Genomic DNA, 15,304 nt, shown 5'->3' with positions numbered 1-15,304 from the left:
GGCTCCAGGGCCGCCTCAGTGCAGGGCGCGCATCTGGCACACCCCGCATTCCAGCACGTAGGCGTTGCCGGGAATGGCTTTCGCCAGGTGCTTCACGTGGGCGGCGCGCTCGCCGATCTCGTGCAGGTTGCTGCGCTCGTGGCAGTCCAGCACGGCCAATGACACCGAGACGAAGGGAAAGCGCCGCTCCATGCCGTCGCGCCCGCGCGCGGTGATCCAGCCCCGCGCGATATCCTCGCCGCAGTAGCAGCCGCGCACCAGCCGCCCGAAGCAGCGCGTGGCCGCCCGGCACACCCGCTCGGCATGGCGGGGCGAGGTGATGCACACGAAGTCGTCGCCGCCGATGTGCGCCACGTAGTCGCCCTTGGCCCCGTGCCGCTGCACCGCCCACGACAGCACCTTGGCCAGCAGCAGGATGATCCGGTCGCCGTTCTTGAAGCCGTAGGTGTCGTTGTAGCTTTTGAAGTTGTCCAGGTCCGCGTACAGCAGCGAAAAGGGCTGCCCACCGGCCAGGCGCGTCTCCAGTTCCTTTTCCAGCGCCACGTTGCCGGGCAGGCCGGTGAGCGGGTTGGTGCCCTTGGCCAGTTCCACCTGCACCTGGGCCAGCTTGTGCAGCAGCCGCTGCACCGACACGATGCCCGCCAGCACCCCGCCCCGGGTGACCATGATGTCGTCGTACGCCTGCAACCGGCTGCGCGACATGGCCCGGCGGGCGGCGTCCTCCACCGGGGTGGATTCCTCCACCACCAGCGGGCGGGTGTCCATGACCGCCGACACCGGCCGCTTGAAGTACAGCGCCACCCCGTACTGCGCCGACAACTGGCGGTTGAGGTGGTAGTCCATGATCAGTCCCAGCGGCTTGTGGCGCTCGTCCACCACGGCGATGCTGGTCAACGGATCGGAGGTTTCAAAGAGCTTGCGGACCTCGCCCGCCAGCGTGGTGGGCGGCACGGTGTGGGCCGGTTCCGCCAGTTCGCCCACGGGCATGGAGCAGGCCAGCCCGCCCACGCTGGGCAGTTGTCCGGCGGGGCGCAGTTCGCCGATGTCCACGTGGGTTTCCGGCTTGGGGTAGTCGGGCCGCCCCAGGTAATAGCCCTGCCCGTAGTGCGCGCCGATGGCCATCAGGGTTGCCGCCTCCTCGCGGGTTTCTATCCCTTCCGCGATGACCCGCGAGCCGATCTTTTCGGCGAAGCTGACCAGGGTTTCCATCAGCGCGCGGCGCACCGGGTCGCGGTTGATGTTGCGGATGAGCGACATGTCGATCTTGATGAAGTCGGGCTTCAGTTCCGCGATGGTGGCCAGGCCGGAATAGCCGGTGCCCGCGTCGTCGATGGCCACCTTGAACCCCTGCCCCCGGTAGTGCGACAGCGTCTTGTAGAACACCCCGAAATCGCGGATGGAATGCCGCTCGGTGATCTCGAACACGATGTTCTCCGGCGCAAGGCCCATGGCCCGCACCGCCTCCAGCGTGCTGCCGGGGGTGAAGCCGGGGTCGGTGAGGGTGCGCGGGTGGATGTTCAGGAACAGCCTTTGGTCCGGGGCCAGGGCTCCCGCGCAGGCGATGGCCCGCTCGCGGCAGATGCGCTCCAGCGCGAAGAGCATGCCCAACTCCTCCGCGATGTCGAAGAGCATCATGGGCGAGTGGAAGGGCGTGTCCACCGGGCCGCGGCTCAGGGCCTCCCAGGCCATGATCCGCCCGGTGGGAAAGCGCACGATGGGCTGGTACAGGGTGCGGATGGCGTTGTCCTGCAACACCGCCTTGAAGTCGCGCGCAAGGCGCAGGTCGGACAGGTCCAGTTCCTTGCGGGCCATGGTGCGCGCCTCGCGCACGGCCTGGAAGAATTCCTGGCGGGGTTCCGCGCCGGGGCGGCGGCGGTAGGTGGCGCAGCCCACGCCGATGTTCACCTCGCGCCCGGTCCAGCGCAGCACCGGATCCTTCAGGTGGTGCTGCAACTTGAGCTTCATGGTGAAGGCGGCGTCGGCCAGGCGCAGCGGGCGCGCCGCCGGTTCCGGCCAGAACACCAGGAATTCGCCGGGCTCCAGCGGCAGCAGGTGGTGGGCCGGGGCGGGCTGGCCGCTCAGGCCGGGCACCGCCGCCCACAGTCCTTCCACCAGCAGCGATTCGATGCCCGCCGTGATTTCCTCGCCGTACAGGTCGCGCACCAGCACGTGGTCCACCATGCGCACCAGCAGCATGTGCAGGGCTTCGTGCCGGGCCACCAGATCGCGCACCGAGGCCTCGACGGCAATGGGGCCGCCGGGGCCGGACCGGGAAGGGCAGTGCGCCACGGGACCGGATGCCGCTCCGGGCGGCGGCGGACCGTCCGGGCGCGGTGGGTGGATGGTGTCGTCGCGCCTGCGGCCGAACATTTCCAGGAACGGCTCCAGCCAGGTATGTTGCATGTATCCCCCCAGGATACCGTGTGGGCACGTTGCCGGACGCGCGGACGCGAGTTCCGCGACCGGCGTGCGAACGCAACCTCGCGCGGGACGGTGAGCGTGTCGTCTGCGGGTGCGTGCCCGGCGGCGCGGTGACGGCTGCGTGACATGGCGCTGCGCCGGGGTCGTCTCTGGGCGGGTAGTTAGCATGAAGGCGCGGGTGACGGCGGTGACGGGGGTGTGACGATTTGCAGAAGCCCCGGTGCGCGGGGAACGTGGCGCGGCGGAAGCCGGAAAAGGCGGGAGTGATGCCCGCGTCACCCGCGTCAGGCGCGTCAGGCGCGTCAGGCCAGGGGCAGGCGCACCACGAACACCGCGCCGCCTTCGGGCGCTTCCTTTATGGTGATGGCGCCCTTGTGGTTGGTGACCACGATGAAGTAGGCCACGGAAAGGCCAAGGCCGGTGCCCGCGCCCGCCTCGCGCGTGGTGAAGAAGGGCTCGAAGGCCCGGCGGCGCAGTTCGGGCGGCATGCCGGGGCCGTTGTCGGCCACCTCGATGCGCACGTGCGCGGCCTCGGCGGCGGTGGTCAGGGTCAGCACCGGGGGCGGTCCGCCGTCGCGCAGCGCCAGCGCCTGTGCCGCGTTCTTGAACAGGTTCAGGAACACCTGCTCCATCTCGCTGGCGGAACAGCGCACCGGCGGCAGGTGCGGGTCGTAGCGGCGCACCACGGCAATGCGCTTGAAGTCGTAGTTGCGGGCCAGGCTGTAGTCGGTGACGGCCAGTTCCAGGGTGCGTTCCAGCAGGTCGTTGATCTGCACCGGCAGCCGCGAAGGATCGCTGCGGCGGCTGAAGGTGAGCATGTTGGCCACGATGCGCGCCGCGCGCGCCCCCGATTCGCGGATGCCGTCCAGCAGCCCGCCGATGCGGCGTTCGTCGGCATAGGCGGCGATGCGGTCGAAGGTCACGCCGCTGCGTTCCGCCGCCGCGCGGTTGGCGGGCAGGTCGTCCAGCAGGCGGCGGCGCAGGTTCTGCTCCCCTTGCAGGATGCCCCCCAGGGGGTTGTTGATCTCGTGGGCCATGCCCGCCGCAAGGCCGCCCACCGAGGCCATCTTTTCGGCCTGCACCATCAGGTCTTCCATGGCGGCGCGTTCGCTCACGTCGTCCAGGCGCAGGATGCCCCACATCTCCTCGCCGGTTTCCAGCGGGATGGCGGTGACGTCCTCCACCCGGCGGAATTCGCCGGGCTGGCCGTCCGGCCCGTCCGGCCGGGCGTCCGCCGGAACCTCCACGGGGGTGACGATCCGTTCCGGCGGCGTGGCTGTGCCCCCGCGCCGCGCGGCGTGCAGGCGGGGCAGGTGGCGGGCCAGTTCCGGGGCCACCTCCGCCAGCGGGCGGCCGTGCGCGGCCTCGCCCGCGACGCCGAAGCGCCGTTCCGCCGCCGGGTTCCACAGCACCACCCTGTCGGCGGCGTCGGCCACCACGATGGCCGAGGGCATGGCGTCCAGCACTCCCTTCAGGTGGCGCTGGGCGCGCGACAGGGCGCGGTTGGCGCGCGAAAGGTCGGCCAGCAGGGCCTGGCGCTCGCGCTCCGACTCCATGAGCACCGTCAGGTCGTGCATGATGAACGCCACGGCGTCGGGCGCGCCCGGCGCGCCGCCCACGGGGTACAGGCGCAGGGCCATCCAGCGGGGGTGGCCGTCGGGCGTGGCTCCGGGCGGAAATTCCAGGGGTTCGGTGACGATGGGCTCTCCCGCAAGGGCGGCATCCGCCAGTCCGAGCAGTTGGGCGTGCAGCACGTAGCGGTCCCGGCCCAGGGTGTACACGGCCGGGTTGCCCGTGGCTTCCGTCAGCCCGTGCAGGGCCAGCCATTCGGCGTTGGCCTCGCGCAGGGTGCCGTCGGGGTGCAGCAGGGCCATGGCGAAGGGGGCCTGGGTGAGCACGGCGCGGAACTGCTGCTCGCGGGCGTGCAGGGCCTGTTCGGCTTCCTTCAGGTCGGTGATGTCGGTCAGCATCACCAGCACCGCCGGGCGGCCGTCCCATTCCAGCAGCACCCCGGTGCCGAACACCCAGCGCTCGCCCTCGGGCACAAGGATGCGCAACGGCGGGTGGGTGCCCGGCGGCTCGCCGCCCATGCGCCGCATGTACCTGTCCAGGGCCATGGGCCGGTCGGCCGGGTGCAGGTGGTCGGTGAAGTGGGTGCCCGCCAGTTCATGGGCGGGGCGGCGCAGGATTTCGCCGATGCGCGGGTTGACGAAGGACAGCAGGCCGTCCTGGATGACGGCGATGCCTTCCTGCGCATTCTGGAAGATGGACCGGTACTTCAGTTCCGCCGCGGCCAGCCGCTGCTCGGCGGCCTTGCGCTCCTCCACCTCGCGCTCCAGTTCCGCCCCGCGCCGGGCCAGGGCGCCCAGGGCGGTGACGAAGGTGAGCCCCAGCAGCAGGAACACCGTCACGGCCAGGGCGGCCGTGGCCAGGATGTACCGCCGCTCCCCGGCGTGCACGTCGCCGAGGTATGCGCCGGTGCCGATGTAGCAGTCCAGTTCGGGGATGGGCAGCACGAACGACAGCTTTTCTTCCGGCGCGCTGCCGCCCGGCGGTATGTAATAATAGGAGAAAAACCCGCCGTCCGGGTTCGCGCGGGCGGTCTCGACGAGCCCGTTGATGATGGCCACGCCGTGCGCGTCGCGCAGGTCGAGACCGCTGCGGCCTTCCATCTGCCGCTCGAAGGGCTGGACCAGCACCGTGCCGTCGTAGCCGCTCATGAAGATGTAGTTGGGGCCGCGAGTGTCGTTGAAGGTCATGGTGCGCATCCGTTCGCGCACCAGCACCAGGGCGTGGTCCCGGCCGTAGGCGCCGGAGGCCAGTTCGTCCAGCACCGGCTGCACCTGGTTGCGGGCCAGCAGCACCATTTCGCGCAGATGGTTGCGGCGGTATGTTTCCGCCGTTTCCCAGAAGGTATGCACCGCATGCAGCAGGAACAGGGTGAACACCCCGCACGCCAGCACCAGCAGCAGGCACAGCCGCCGCACGGGCGCGCTGCGCAGCAGCGAGGAAAGGGCGCGGGGGGTGATGATGTCCATGCGTTTTCTGGTGTCTTTTCTGGAATTGCCGGGAGCGCGAGGCCGCTGGACGGGTAGGCGCGCTTTTCTTTCCGGGCCGCTGCTGGTAGTGCTGTGCCCCACCGGTCCCTGTCGCCGTGGCCGGTTGTGGTGACGCAAGCCCTACCAATACCTGAAACGGGACCCGAGGGAAACGGTAATGGCGCTCTTTCCGCCTGCGGTGAGCGCTATATCCATACTTCGGTGGACACGCAACAGCATGCATGCCGGAATCGTCCGGCGGAGAATGGATGACCCTGCCGACGACATGGCTCGTGGTGCGCTTGAGCGCGCTGGGCGACGTGGTGCTGACCACGGGCGTGCTGCTGTGGCTGCACCGCACCCGTGGCTGGCGCTTCGTGGTGCTGACCCGGCCGCAGTGGGCTCCGGTGTTCCGCAACCACCCCGCCGTGGACCGCGTGGCCACGGTGGACCAGCGCGACCTGCGCCCCGCCGCGCTGCCCGGCCTGGTGCGTGGGCTGGCGGCCTCGCTGCCCGGCGCGGGCCTGCTGGACCTGCACGGCACCCTGCGGTCCCGGCTGCTGGGCCTGCTGTGGCCCGGTCCGGTGCGCCGCTACCCGAAATTCTCGCTGGAACGGCGGCTGTTCCTGCGTACCGGCGGGCGGCTGTTCCGCCACCGGCTGCGCGCCTGCAACGTGACCCAGCGCTACGCCCTGGCCGTGGAGGCCACGCCGCCCCCGCGCGCCGGACTGCTGCCGCGCATCCTGCTGGACGACGCGGAGCGGGAGCGGGGCATGGACCTGCTGCGCGAGGCCGGGCTGGCGCTCGAAGGGACGCCGGATGGTGCGCCGGATGGGGCGTCGGGCCGCACGCCTTCACTTGCCCGTCCGCTGGTGGCCCTGCATCCCTATTCCACCCACCCGGACAAGGCGTGGCTGGCCGACGCCTGGCGCGACCTGGCCGGGCGGCTTTCCGCCGCCGGGCATGCATGGTTCGTGGTGGGGCGCTCCGGCGGAAAGGGGGGGGCCGAGGGCGGCGAATCCGGCCCCCTGTCCGGCCTGTCCGGCCTGTCCGCCCTGGTCGAACAGGTCCGGGCCTCGGGTGGGGCGGCGGCGGACTTCACCGACCGCACCGGCCTGCGCGAAACCTGCGCGCTGCTGGCCGCCGCCGACGTGCTGGTGACCGGCGATTCCGGCCCCATGCACCTGGCCGCCGGGGTGGACACCCCGGTGGTGGCGCTGTTCGGCCCCACCACGCGGGAATGGGGCTTCTACCCCGAAGGCCCGCGCGACGTGGTGCTGGAAACGGACGACGCCTGCCGCCCCTGTTCGCTGCACGGCAGCAGGCGCTGCGCCCATTCCGGGCGCTGCATGGGGGGCATCGCGCCCGATGCGGTGTTCGAGGCGGTGCGGCGGGTGACGGCGGGGGAGATGGTTCCGGCAGGCACGGAGACGAAGCCCCGCTGACGGCACGGGCCATCGGCGGAGGCGAAGGGCGGCGCTTCCGTCAGCGCGTCAGGCAGGACAACGGGAGGCCGCGCTTCCGTCAGCGCGTCAGGCGGGACAGCAGTTCCCGCGCCTCGGTCAGCGAAGGATCGGCCTGCATGGCGCGATTGGCGTATTCGTACGCCTTGTCCCGCTTGCGCCATTCCATGTACAGCTTGGCCAGGTTGAGCATGGTGCGCGGATGCGCGCCGAACTGGCGCAGGGCGCGCAGGTAGACGACCTCGGCCTTGGGGTACTCGCGCAGTTCCATGTACGCGGCCACGGCTCCGGAATAGGCCGGGGCCTCGCCGGGGAAGGAATCCAGCACCGATTCGAACAGTTCCGCCGCCTCGAAGAACAGCCGGGCGCGCAGGAAACGTTGCCCGATGTCGGTGAGCACCCCCGGCTCGTGCCCCCATTCATCGGCCACGCGGCGCAGCAGGGCCCGCCCGCGCGGCAGGTCGCCCGCGTCCAGCCGGGCCTGGCCGTTGCCGGTCAGTTCCATCTTGCGCATCAGTATCTTCTGGGCCTGTTCGGCGGCCCGTGCGCGTTCCTCCTCCAGCATGGCGTGGCGGATGGATTCCAGCCGTTCGGCCAGCGGAAGCTCGTCGCCCGGCGCGTACGCCACGTAGGGGCCGGAAAGCACCTTGCGCCCTTCAAAGAACTTGCGGATGACGTGGTTCCTGTTGAGGTCGTTGACGAATTCGTGGATGTGCACCTCTGTCTCGAAGCGGGCCTGCCCGATGAGCGTGGTGCCGGAATAGTTGCGCAGGGCCGTTTCCATGGCCCCCAGTGCGCGCGTGAGGTAGCCGCGCGCCAGATAGGCGCGGGACCGCGCGATGTTGTCGCGCACGGCCTTGGGGGCGGTCATTCGCATGGGGCGTCCTTGGGGGGGGCCTTGGAAGGGCCGGACGGACAGGGAGGGCGACAGCCGGGGCGCGGGGCGGTGGCCTGCGGGGTGTCGGCGGCGGACATCCAGCAGCGGCGCACCTCGTCGGCGTGGGCGCGCAGCAGGCTGTCCACGTCATCGGGCACCAGCAGGCGGATGTCCGCGCCGCGCAGCCATTTGCCGCGCAGCAAGGATGCGCTGATGTCCAGTCGGGGCAGGGGCAGGAACGTCAGCATGGTGTCGCCGTAGGGGCCGCCGGGCAGCAGGTGGCGTTCCGTACCCTGCGAGAGGCGGGGTGCGGGGTGGGCCATGCCGCCGGGTTCCGGCGGCAGCGGGACGGCGTCCGGCCAGCGGGCGGACAGGGCGGCGCGGAAGGCTTCCGGCCCGCTGCCCGCGCGGGGCACCACCACGAAGTCGGCGATGCGCGGCAACTCCAGTCCCCGGTGCCAGTGGGGCAGCATTTCGAAATCCTCGCCCCCCAGAATGAAGAACGGCGCGGCCTCCGGCTCGGCGGCGCGGTAGGCGTGCAGGGTGTCCCAGGTGTACGAGGGGCCGCTGCGCCCGCCTTCCAGCGCGTTCACGGCCAGCGCGGCAAAGGGGCGCACGGCGGCGCGCAGCAGGGACAGGCGCAGGCCGAAGGGCAGCAGGCCGTGCCCCTCCTTGTGGGGGGGCACGGCGCACGGCACAAGGTCGATGCGTTCCGGCCGCAGCGCCTCGGCCACCTCTATGGCCAGGCGCAGGTGGCCCGAATGCACCGGGTTGAAGCTGCCGCCAAGTATGCCGATGCGCCGCATGAGCCTTTCGCCGTCCCCTTGGTTGCTCCGGATTGCCTGATTCGTCTGCCCCGGCCCACGTTCGCTCAGCGAGCGCTTACGGACCGTGCGCGACGAAGCCGGTGAAGAAGCGCCACCGGGGACGCCCCTTCAGCCGCCGCGCTGTTCCCGCTGTTCCCGTTACTCCCGGACCTGGCCCGCGCCGAACACCACGAACTTGGTGGTGGTCAGTTCCTGCACGCCCATGGGGCCATAGGAATGCAGCTTGGACGTACTGATGCCGATCTCGGCCCCAAGGCCCAGTTGCCCGCCGTCGTTGAAGCGGGTGGAGGCATTCACCGCCACCATGGATGCGTCGGCCTCGCGCAAAAAGCGCATGGCCCGCGCGTGGTCGCGGGTGCAGATGATTTCGGTGTGGTTGGACCCGTGCGCGGCGATGTGGGCCAGCGCTTCGTCCATGTCGTCCACCACGCGCACGGCCAGGATCAGGTCGTGGAACTCCATGCCGTAGTCTTCCGGCGCGGCGGGGGTGGCCGCCTCGCCCAGAAGGGGCAGCGACGCCGGGCACGCCCGGAAGGTCACCCCGGCCGGGGCCAGCCGCGCGGCCACGGCGGGCAGCAGGGCGGCGGCCTCGTCGCGGTGCGCCAGCAGGCATTCCAGCGCGTTGCACACGCCGGGGCGCTGCACCTTGCCGTTGAAGACGATCTCCACGGCCTGGGCAAGGTCGGCCCCCGCGTCCACGTAGGCGTGGCACACGCCCTTGTAGTGCTTGAGCACGGGCATGGTGGCCTGCTGCACCACGGCGCGGATCAGGGTTTCGCCCCCGCGCGGGATGATCACGTCGATGTACTGTTCGAGGGCGCACAGCGCGCCCACGGCGGCCCGGTCGGTGCGCGCCACCACCTGCACCGCGTCGCCGGGCAGGCCCGCGGCGGCCATGGCCTCTGCGATGAGTCCGGCCAAGGCCAGGTTGGAGTGGATGGCCTCGGACCCGCCGCGCAGGATCACCGCGTTGCCCGCCTTCAGGCACAGGATGGCGGAGTCGATGGTCACGTTGGGCCGCGATTCGTAGATGATGGCGATGACGCCCAGCGGAATGCGCATGCGCCCCACCAGCAGGCCGTTGGGGCGCTGCCACTGGGTTTCCACCGCGCCCACCGGGTCGGGCAGGCCCGCCACGTGGCGGCAGGCGGCGGCCATTTCGGCCATGATGCTCGGGGTCAGGCGCAGGCGGTCCATGCGCGGGGCGTCCATGCCCGCGGCCTGGGCGGCGGCCAGATCCTTGGCGTTGGCGGCAAGGATGTCGGCCTCGCGCGATTCCAGCAGCCCGGCAAGGCGCAGCAGGGCGTCGATCTTGGCGGCGGGAGACGCGGCGGCCAGCTTGCGGGCGGCGGCCTTGGCGCGCTTGCCCATGGACTCGACCAGCAGGGCGATGTCGTCTTTGGTGGCGTCCGGGGCGGCGTCCTGCGTGGTGCCCGGTGTACTGTCCGGGGCGGGGGTGGTGTTCTGCGTGCTCATGGCGGCTCCGGCGCTCTGGCGTTCCGTGTGGCGGCGGAACGACGTGAAGGTTGCGAAACATTGCTATATCCGCAGCCCTTCGGCAACGCAACAATATGACCCGAAGGCCGGGGGCGGCACTGCATGCGGAGGCATCCGGCCCCATCGCGCAAGCCGGTTTGCATGATTTGCGCGCGGCGCATCGCGCCCCGGGCGCGGGCGGGCGAATGGCCTTGTCAAAACCCGCAAGCCCAGACGGGCCGCGAGAAACCGGTCAGCGTCCGGAATCCTTTTGACATTTCTGTAATGGGCACGTAAAAGAATCGGGCTTTGCGATTTCCAGCCACAAAGCGGCCGTGCGCCGCATTCTCAAGGAGCAATTCGCATGTCGGAGAACAAGATCCGGAAAGGACTGCCGCGCGCCCAGCAGCAACCCGCCATCCCCGAACCCCTGAAGGGCGAAGTGTCCGGCGAGGCCGCGCCGCTGCTGCGCTTCGTGCTCGACAACGCCCGCTACATCGCCGCCGGTCTCGGCGTGCTGGTGCTGGCCGCCGGGGCGGGCGCGGGCTACCGCTGGTGGGCCGCCGAGCAGACGCGCGAGGCGCAGGCCGAACTGGGCATGATCACCGTGACCAAGACCGGCGCGGAACGCGTGCAGGCGCTGGAAGCCTTTGCAGCCAAGGCTCCGTCGGGCGTGCGCAACGCCGTGCTGCTGGACCTTGCCGCCGCCGCCATGGAACAGAAGGACTACGACAAGGCCGCCTCGGCCTGGGAACGCCTGGCCGCCGCCGACGGCGCCACCGGCGTGGTGGCCCGCATCGGCCGCGCGCAGGCCCTGTCGCAGGCGGGCAAGGACGCCGAGGCCCTTGCCGTGCTGGAAGCGCTGGAAGGTTCGGTGAGCGAGATTTCGCGCAATGCCGTGCGCGGCCAGCTGGCAGTCGTGGCGGAACGCGCGGGCAAGCTGGACCGCGCCGTGGCCGCCTACGAGCAGTTGATGACCTCCGATATCGGAGGCAACAAGGACTACTTCAGGAGCCGCGTGGAAGCGCTGAAGGCCCGCATGCAGAAGGGGGGCGCGTAAGCCCATGAGCGAATCGACTGCACCATCGGGCGTGACGCCGGGCGCGCGCCCGGTGAATCCTCTTCTGGCTGACGAACCGGGCGCCCGGCGCCTGCTGCTGGGCAACGAGGCCATCGTGCGCGGCGCGCTGGAGGCGGGCGTCAACCTGGTGGCCTGCTACCCCGGCACCCCTTCGTCGGAAGTGCCCGACACCTTCCGCCGCATCGGCGGCGGGGGCCGCTACCGCCTGGAATATTCGGTGAACGAGAAGGTGGCCATGGAAGTGGGGGCGGGCGCGGCGCTGGCCGGTGCCATGACCCTGGTGACCATGAAGCACGTGGGCGTCAACGTGGCCGCCGACCCGCTTTTGACCATGACCTACACCGGCCTGCCCGGCGGCCTGGTGCTGCTGTCCGCCGACGACCCCGGCTGCCACGCCAGCCAGAACGAGCAGGACAACCGCACCTACGCCCGTTTCGCGGGCATGCCGTGCTTCGAGCCCGCCACCGCGCAGGAAGCCAAGGACATGACGCGCGACGCGCTGCTGCTGGCGCGAGAACTCGAACAGCCCGTGCTGCTGCGCACCACCACCCGCGTCAACCATCTGCGCGGCGCGGTGGAATTCGGCCCGCTTGACCAGCCCGCGCCCATCGTGCCCTTCGAGCGCAACCCCCGGCGCTTCGTGCCCGTGCCCGCCGTGGCCCGGGTGCGCCACGCCGAACTGGTCAGGCATCTTGGCGTGGCGCGGGAGAAGGCCGAGCATTCGCCGTGGAACACCGTGCGCGGCGACGGGCGCTTCGGCGTCATCGCCAGCGGCATCAGCCGCGCCTACCTGTCCGACGCCCTGCACGAGACGGGCTGGGGTGGCCGGGTGAAGGTGCTGGATCTGGGCATGACCTGGCCCCTGCCGGAAGAACTGCTGACCGACTTCCTGTCCGAATGCGACGCCGTGCTGGTGCTGGAAGAACTGGAACCCCTGCTGGAGAACGACGTGCGCGCGCTCGTCCAGCGCAGGGGCCTGCCCGTGGCCGTCAGCGGCAAGGGCGGCGCGCTGACCATCTACGGCGAATACTCCACCCAGTCCGTCACCCAGGCCCTGGCCGACCTGCTGGGCGAAACCGCCCGCCTGCCCATGGCCTGCGACCCGGAAACGGCCCTGCCCGTGCGCCCGCCGAACCTCTGCCCCGGCTGTTCGCACCGCGCGCTGTACTATGCCGTGCGCAAGGTGTTCGGCGATGACGCCGTGTACTCCAGCGATATCGGCTGCTACACCCTGGGCCTGCTGCCCCCGCTGCGCATGGCCGACTTCCTGTTCTGCATGGGCTCGTCGGTGTCGGCGGGTTCCGGTTTCGCCACGGCCTCGGGCAAGCCCACGCTGGCCTTCATCGGCGACTCCACCTTCTTCCATTCCGGCATCACCGGGCTGGTCAACGCGGTGTTCAACAAGCACGACCTGATCGTGGTGGTGCTGGACAACGGCACCACGGCCATGACCGGCCACCAGCCCAACCCCGGCGTGATCCAGGACGTGCTGGGCAACGCCTGCGTGCACCTGGACATCGAGGCCGTGGTGCGCGGCTGCGGCGTGGCCGACGTGGTCAAGGTGCGGCCTTTCAACGTCAAGTCTACCATGAAGGCCCTGGCGGAGATGAAGGAACGTTCCGGCGTGCGCGTGATCATCGCCGAGGAGCCGTGCGTGCTCTACGCCCGGCGCACCCTGAAGAAGCCGCGCAACCAGGTGGCGTACGTGGCCGAACAGAGCCCTTCCGTGGCCGACTGTCTGGAACACCTGGCCTGCCCCGCCTTCTTCCGTGACGACACCGGCATCCACGTGGACGAGAACCTCTGCGGCGGCTGCATGGTCTGTCTGCAGGTAGCGGACACCATCAAGGCCCGCAAGAGGAGCGACGCATGAGCAACGCGGCACGCATCCGCATCTACCTTACCGGCGTGGGCGGGCAGGGCACCCTGACCGCCACCACCCTGCTGGCCCGCACCGCCCTGGACCAGGGGCTGGAGGTGACCTCCGGCGAAATCCACGGCATGGCCCAGCGCGGCGGGGTGGTGGAATCCACCATCCTGCTCGGCGGCTGGATGAGCCCCAAGATCGGCCATGGCGAGGCGGACCTGATCCTGGGCTTCGAACCGCTGGAAACCCTGCGCGGCATGACCCACCTGGCCGCCGGGGGCAGCGTGCTGTCCAACACCGAACCGCTGCCGCCGGTGGGCGTTTCCACCGGGCGCGAAGCCTACCCCGGCATGGAGCGCATCCGCGCCAAGGTGGAAGGCTGCGCCGCGCATTCGTGGTTCCTGCCGTGCCGCACCCTGGGCCTTCAGGCCGGGTCGGTGCAGGCGGGCAACAGCGTGCTGCTGGGCGCGGCCTGCGCCACGGGGCTGCTGCCCTTCGGCCCGGACGCGCTGGAGGCCGCCATCCGCACCCATCTTGCCCCCAAACTCATGGACATGAACCTGAGGGCGGTCGAACTGGGCGTTCGGGCCGTCACCTCCGCGAGCTGACCGCATGACCACCATCACCGACGACAAGCGCCTTCAGCCCTATCTCGGCACGCTCCAGAAGATCGTGTCCGACATGGGGCCGCAGCGGCCGTTTCAGTCCACCCTGAAGTCGCTGCTCCGCACGCTGGCTGAAAACCATGACTTCCAGCGGCCGCACATCGTCATCTTCGACCCCGAGACCCGCACCCTGAAGCTCAGCCTGTCGCAGACGCCCGCCAAGGCGGACCACGTGGAATACGAGCCGGGCGTGGGCGTGACGGGGCAGGTGTTCTCCACGGGCCAGCCGGTCATCGTGCCGCGCATCAAGGACCACCCGGCGTTCCTGAACAAGGCCTTCGGCCGCTCCGACGAGGAGCAGGAAAACCTGGCCTTCATCTGCGTGCCGGTGCTGGGCCCCGCCGACGAGCCCCGGCAGGGGCGCGAGGTCATCGGCACCCTGAGCGTGGACACCCCCTCGGTGCCCATGCCGCAGCTGGAATCGCACTGCCGGTTCCTGGAGGTGGTGGCGGGCATGATCGCCAACCACGCCTCGTATCTGCAAGAGGAAATGGCCCGCCAGAAGCACCTGATGACCCAGGGCCTCATCGTGGGCGACAGCAACGACATCGGGTTCACCCCGGCCAACGTGGTTGCCGCGTCCAAGGCCATGCGTCTGGTGCTGAACCAGGCGGCCCAGGTGGGCCCCAGCCGGGCCACGGCGCTGCTGCGCGGCGAATCGGGCACCGGCAAGGAACTGCTGGCCGAGGCCATCCACCAGGCCAGCCCCCGGCGCGAGATGCCGCTGATCAAGCTGAACTGCGCGGCGCTGCCCTCCGAACTGGTGGAAAGCGAACTGTTCGGCTACCAGAAGGGCGCGTTCACCGGGGCGGTGCACACCAAGAAGGGCCTGTTCGAACTGGCCAACAAGGGCACCCTGTTCCTGGACGAAGTGGGCGAACTGTCGCCCAACGCCCAGGCCAAGGTGCTGCGCGCCATCCAGGAGCAGGAAATCCAGCGCCTGGGCAGCGAACAGACCATCACCGTGGACGTGCGCCTGATCTGCGCCACCCACCAGCCGCTGGAGGAACTCGTCGAGCGGGGGCTGTTCCGCGAGGACTTGTACTACCGCATCAACGTGTTCCCCATCTTCATTCCCCCGCTGCGCGAGCGGCGCGAGGACATCCTGCCGCTGGCGGAACACTTCCTGCGCATCTACTCCGAGGAGTATTCGCGCAGCATCAAGCGTATCTCCACCCCGGCCATCGACCTCTTGACGCAGTACCACTGGCCCGGCAACATCCGGGAACTGAAGAACTGCATTGAGCGCGCGGTGCTGGTGTGCGACGAGCAGGTCATCCGCACCTACCATCTGCCGCCCTCGTTGCAGACGGCGGAATCCACCGCCACGGACACCAACCTCTCGTTCTGCGAGGCGGTGGCCAAGTTCGAGCAGGAACTGCTGGTGGACGCGCTGAAGAAGGCGCGCGGCAACATGTTGCAGGCCGCCCGCGACCTGCGCGTGAGCTACCGCATCGTCAACTACAAGGTGAAGAAGTACGGCATCGACGCCAAGAAGTTCGCCGTGGCCAAGGCGCGTGGCATGAAGTAGGCGACGCCCGACCGGCTGGCGCACGCACGTGACGCGACCGGCTTCCGGCAACGGGGGC

10 protein-coding genes are annotated in these 15,304 nt (G+C 70.2%); 5 read left to right on the top strand and 5 right to left on the bottom strand.

Annotated elements, in window-relative coordinates; all coding sequences use genetic code 11:
• Nucleotides 1–15: 15 nt before the first annotated feature.
• Both ACR4XJ_RS04565 and ACR4XJ_RS04560 read right to left on the bottom strand, forming a co-directional pair.
• Nucleotides 16–2,403 carry a GGDEF domain-containing protein gene (locus tag ACR4XJ_RS04565; protein WP_434754087.1) on the bottom strand — a complete coding sequence of 796 codons (2,388 nt, stop codon included), beginning with the start codon at nucleotides 2,401–2,403 and terminating at the stop codon, nucleotides 16–18.
• A gap of 320 nt (nucleotides 2,404–2,723) precedes the next feature.
• Complete coding sequence (locus ACR4XJ_RS04560) at nucleotides 2,724–5,459, bottom strand: cache domain-containing protein (protein ID WP_434754086.1); 2,736 nt, start codon at nucleotides 5,457–5,459, stop codon at nucleotides 2,724–2,726.
• A gap of 269 nt (nucleotides 5,460–5,728) precedes the next feature.
• Between ACR4XJ_RS04560 and ACR4XJ_RS04555 the strand changes: the two genes are divergently transcribed.
• Nucleotides 5,729–6,904 carry a glycosyltransferase family 9 protein gene (locus ACR4XJ_RS04555; protein WP_434754085.1) on the top strand — a complete coding sequence of 392 codons (1,176 nt, stop codon included), beginning with the start codon at nucleotides 5,729–5,731 and terminating at the stop codon, nucleotides 6,902–6,904.
• Nucleotides 6,905–6,983: 79 nt separating this feature from the next.
• Here ACR4XJ_RS04555 and ACR4XJ_RS04550 read toward each other — a convergent pair whose 3' ends face one another.
• The 3 genes from ACR4XJ_RS04550 to ACR4XJ_RS04540 all read right to left on the bottom strand — a co-directional run bounded on the left by ACR4XJ_RS04550 (nucleotide 6,984) and on the right by ACR4XJ_RS04540 (nucleotide 10,102).
• Complete coding sequence (locus tag ACR4XJ_RS04550; protein ID WP_434754084.1) at nucleotides 6,984–7,799, bottom strand: hypothetical protein; 816 nt, start codon at nucleotides 7,797–7,799, stop codon at nucleotides 6,984–6,986.
• Nucleotides 7,790–8,605 (bottom strand): nicotinate-nicotinamide nucleotide adenylyltransferase, encoded by an 816-nt coding sequence (locus tag ACR4XJ_RS04545; protein WP_434754083.1) that lies wholly within the window; start codon nucleotides 8,603–8,605, stop codon nucleotides 7,790–7,792. The genes ACR4XJ_RS04550 and ACR4XJ_RS04545 overlap by 10 nt, the downstream gene beginning before the upstream one ends.
• A 159-nt stretch (nucleotides 8,606–8,764) precedes the next feature.
• Nucleotides 8,765–10,102 carry a glutamate-5-semialdehyde dehydrogenase gene (locus ACR4XJ_RS04540; RefSeq protein ID WP_434754082.1) on the bottom strand — a complete coding sequence of 446 codons (1,338 nt, stop codon included), beginning with the start codon at nucleotides 10,100–10,102 and terminating at the stop codon, nucleotides 8,765–8,767.
• A gap of 364 nt (nucleotides 10,103–10,466) precedes the next feature.
• Here ACR4XJ_RS04540 and ACR4XJ_RS04535 point away from each other — a divergent pair, with 364 nt between their 5' ends.
• Genes ACR4XJ_RS04535 through ACR4XJ_RS04520 form a run of 4 tightly spaced genes read left to right on the top strand, consistent with a single transcriptional unit; the run spans nucleotide 10,467 to nucleotide 15,246 of the window.
• Nucleotides 10,467–11,162: a tetratricopeptide repeat protein gene (locus ACR4XJ_RS04535; protein ID WP_434754081.1), complete on the top strand. Its 696-nt coding sequence runs from the start codon at nucleotides 10,467–10,469 to the stop codon at nucleotides 11,160–11,162.
• Between the two features lie 4 nt (nucleotides 11,163–11,166).
• The gene (gene iorA / locus ACR4XJ_RS04530; protein ID WP_434754080.1) at nucleotides 11,167–13,056 is read left to right on the top strand and encodes an indolepyruvate ferredoxin oxidoreductase subunit alpha; all 1,890 of its coding nucleotides are present in this window, start codon (nucleotides 11,167–11,169) and stop codon (nucleotides 13,054–13,056) included.
• Complete coding sequence (locus ACR4XJ_RS04525) at nucleotides 13,053–13,658, top strand: indolepyruvate oxidoreductase subunit beta (RefSeq protein WP_434754079.1); 606 nt, start codon at nucleotides 13,053–13,055, stop codon at nucleotides 13,656–13,658. Before iorA ends, ACR4XJ_RS04525 begins: the two co-directional genes overlap by 4 nt.
• Before the next feature lie 4 nt (nucleotides 13,659–13,662).
• The gene (locus ACR4XJ_RS04520; RefSeq protein ID WP_434754078.1) at nucleotides 13,663–15,246 is read left to right on the top strand and encodes a sigma 54-interacting transcriptional regulator; all 1,584 of its coding nucleotides are present in this window, start codon (nucleotides 13,663–13,665) and stop codon (nucleotides 15,244–15,246) included.
• Nucleotides 15,247–15,304 lie beyond the last annotated feature (58 nt).

This window comes from Nitratidesulfovibrio sp. D1 (assembly GCF_051133415.1).
Taxonomy (GTDB): Bacteria; Desulfobacterota; Desulfovibrionia; order Desulfovibrionales; family Desulfovibrionaceae; genus Cupidesulfovibrio.
The sequence above is the reverse complement of the archived record's forward strand: the minus strand, read 5'-3'. Positions and strand labels throughout refer to the sequence as shown.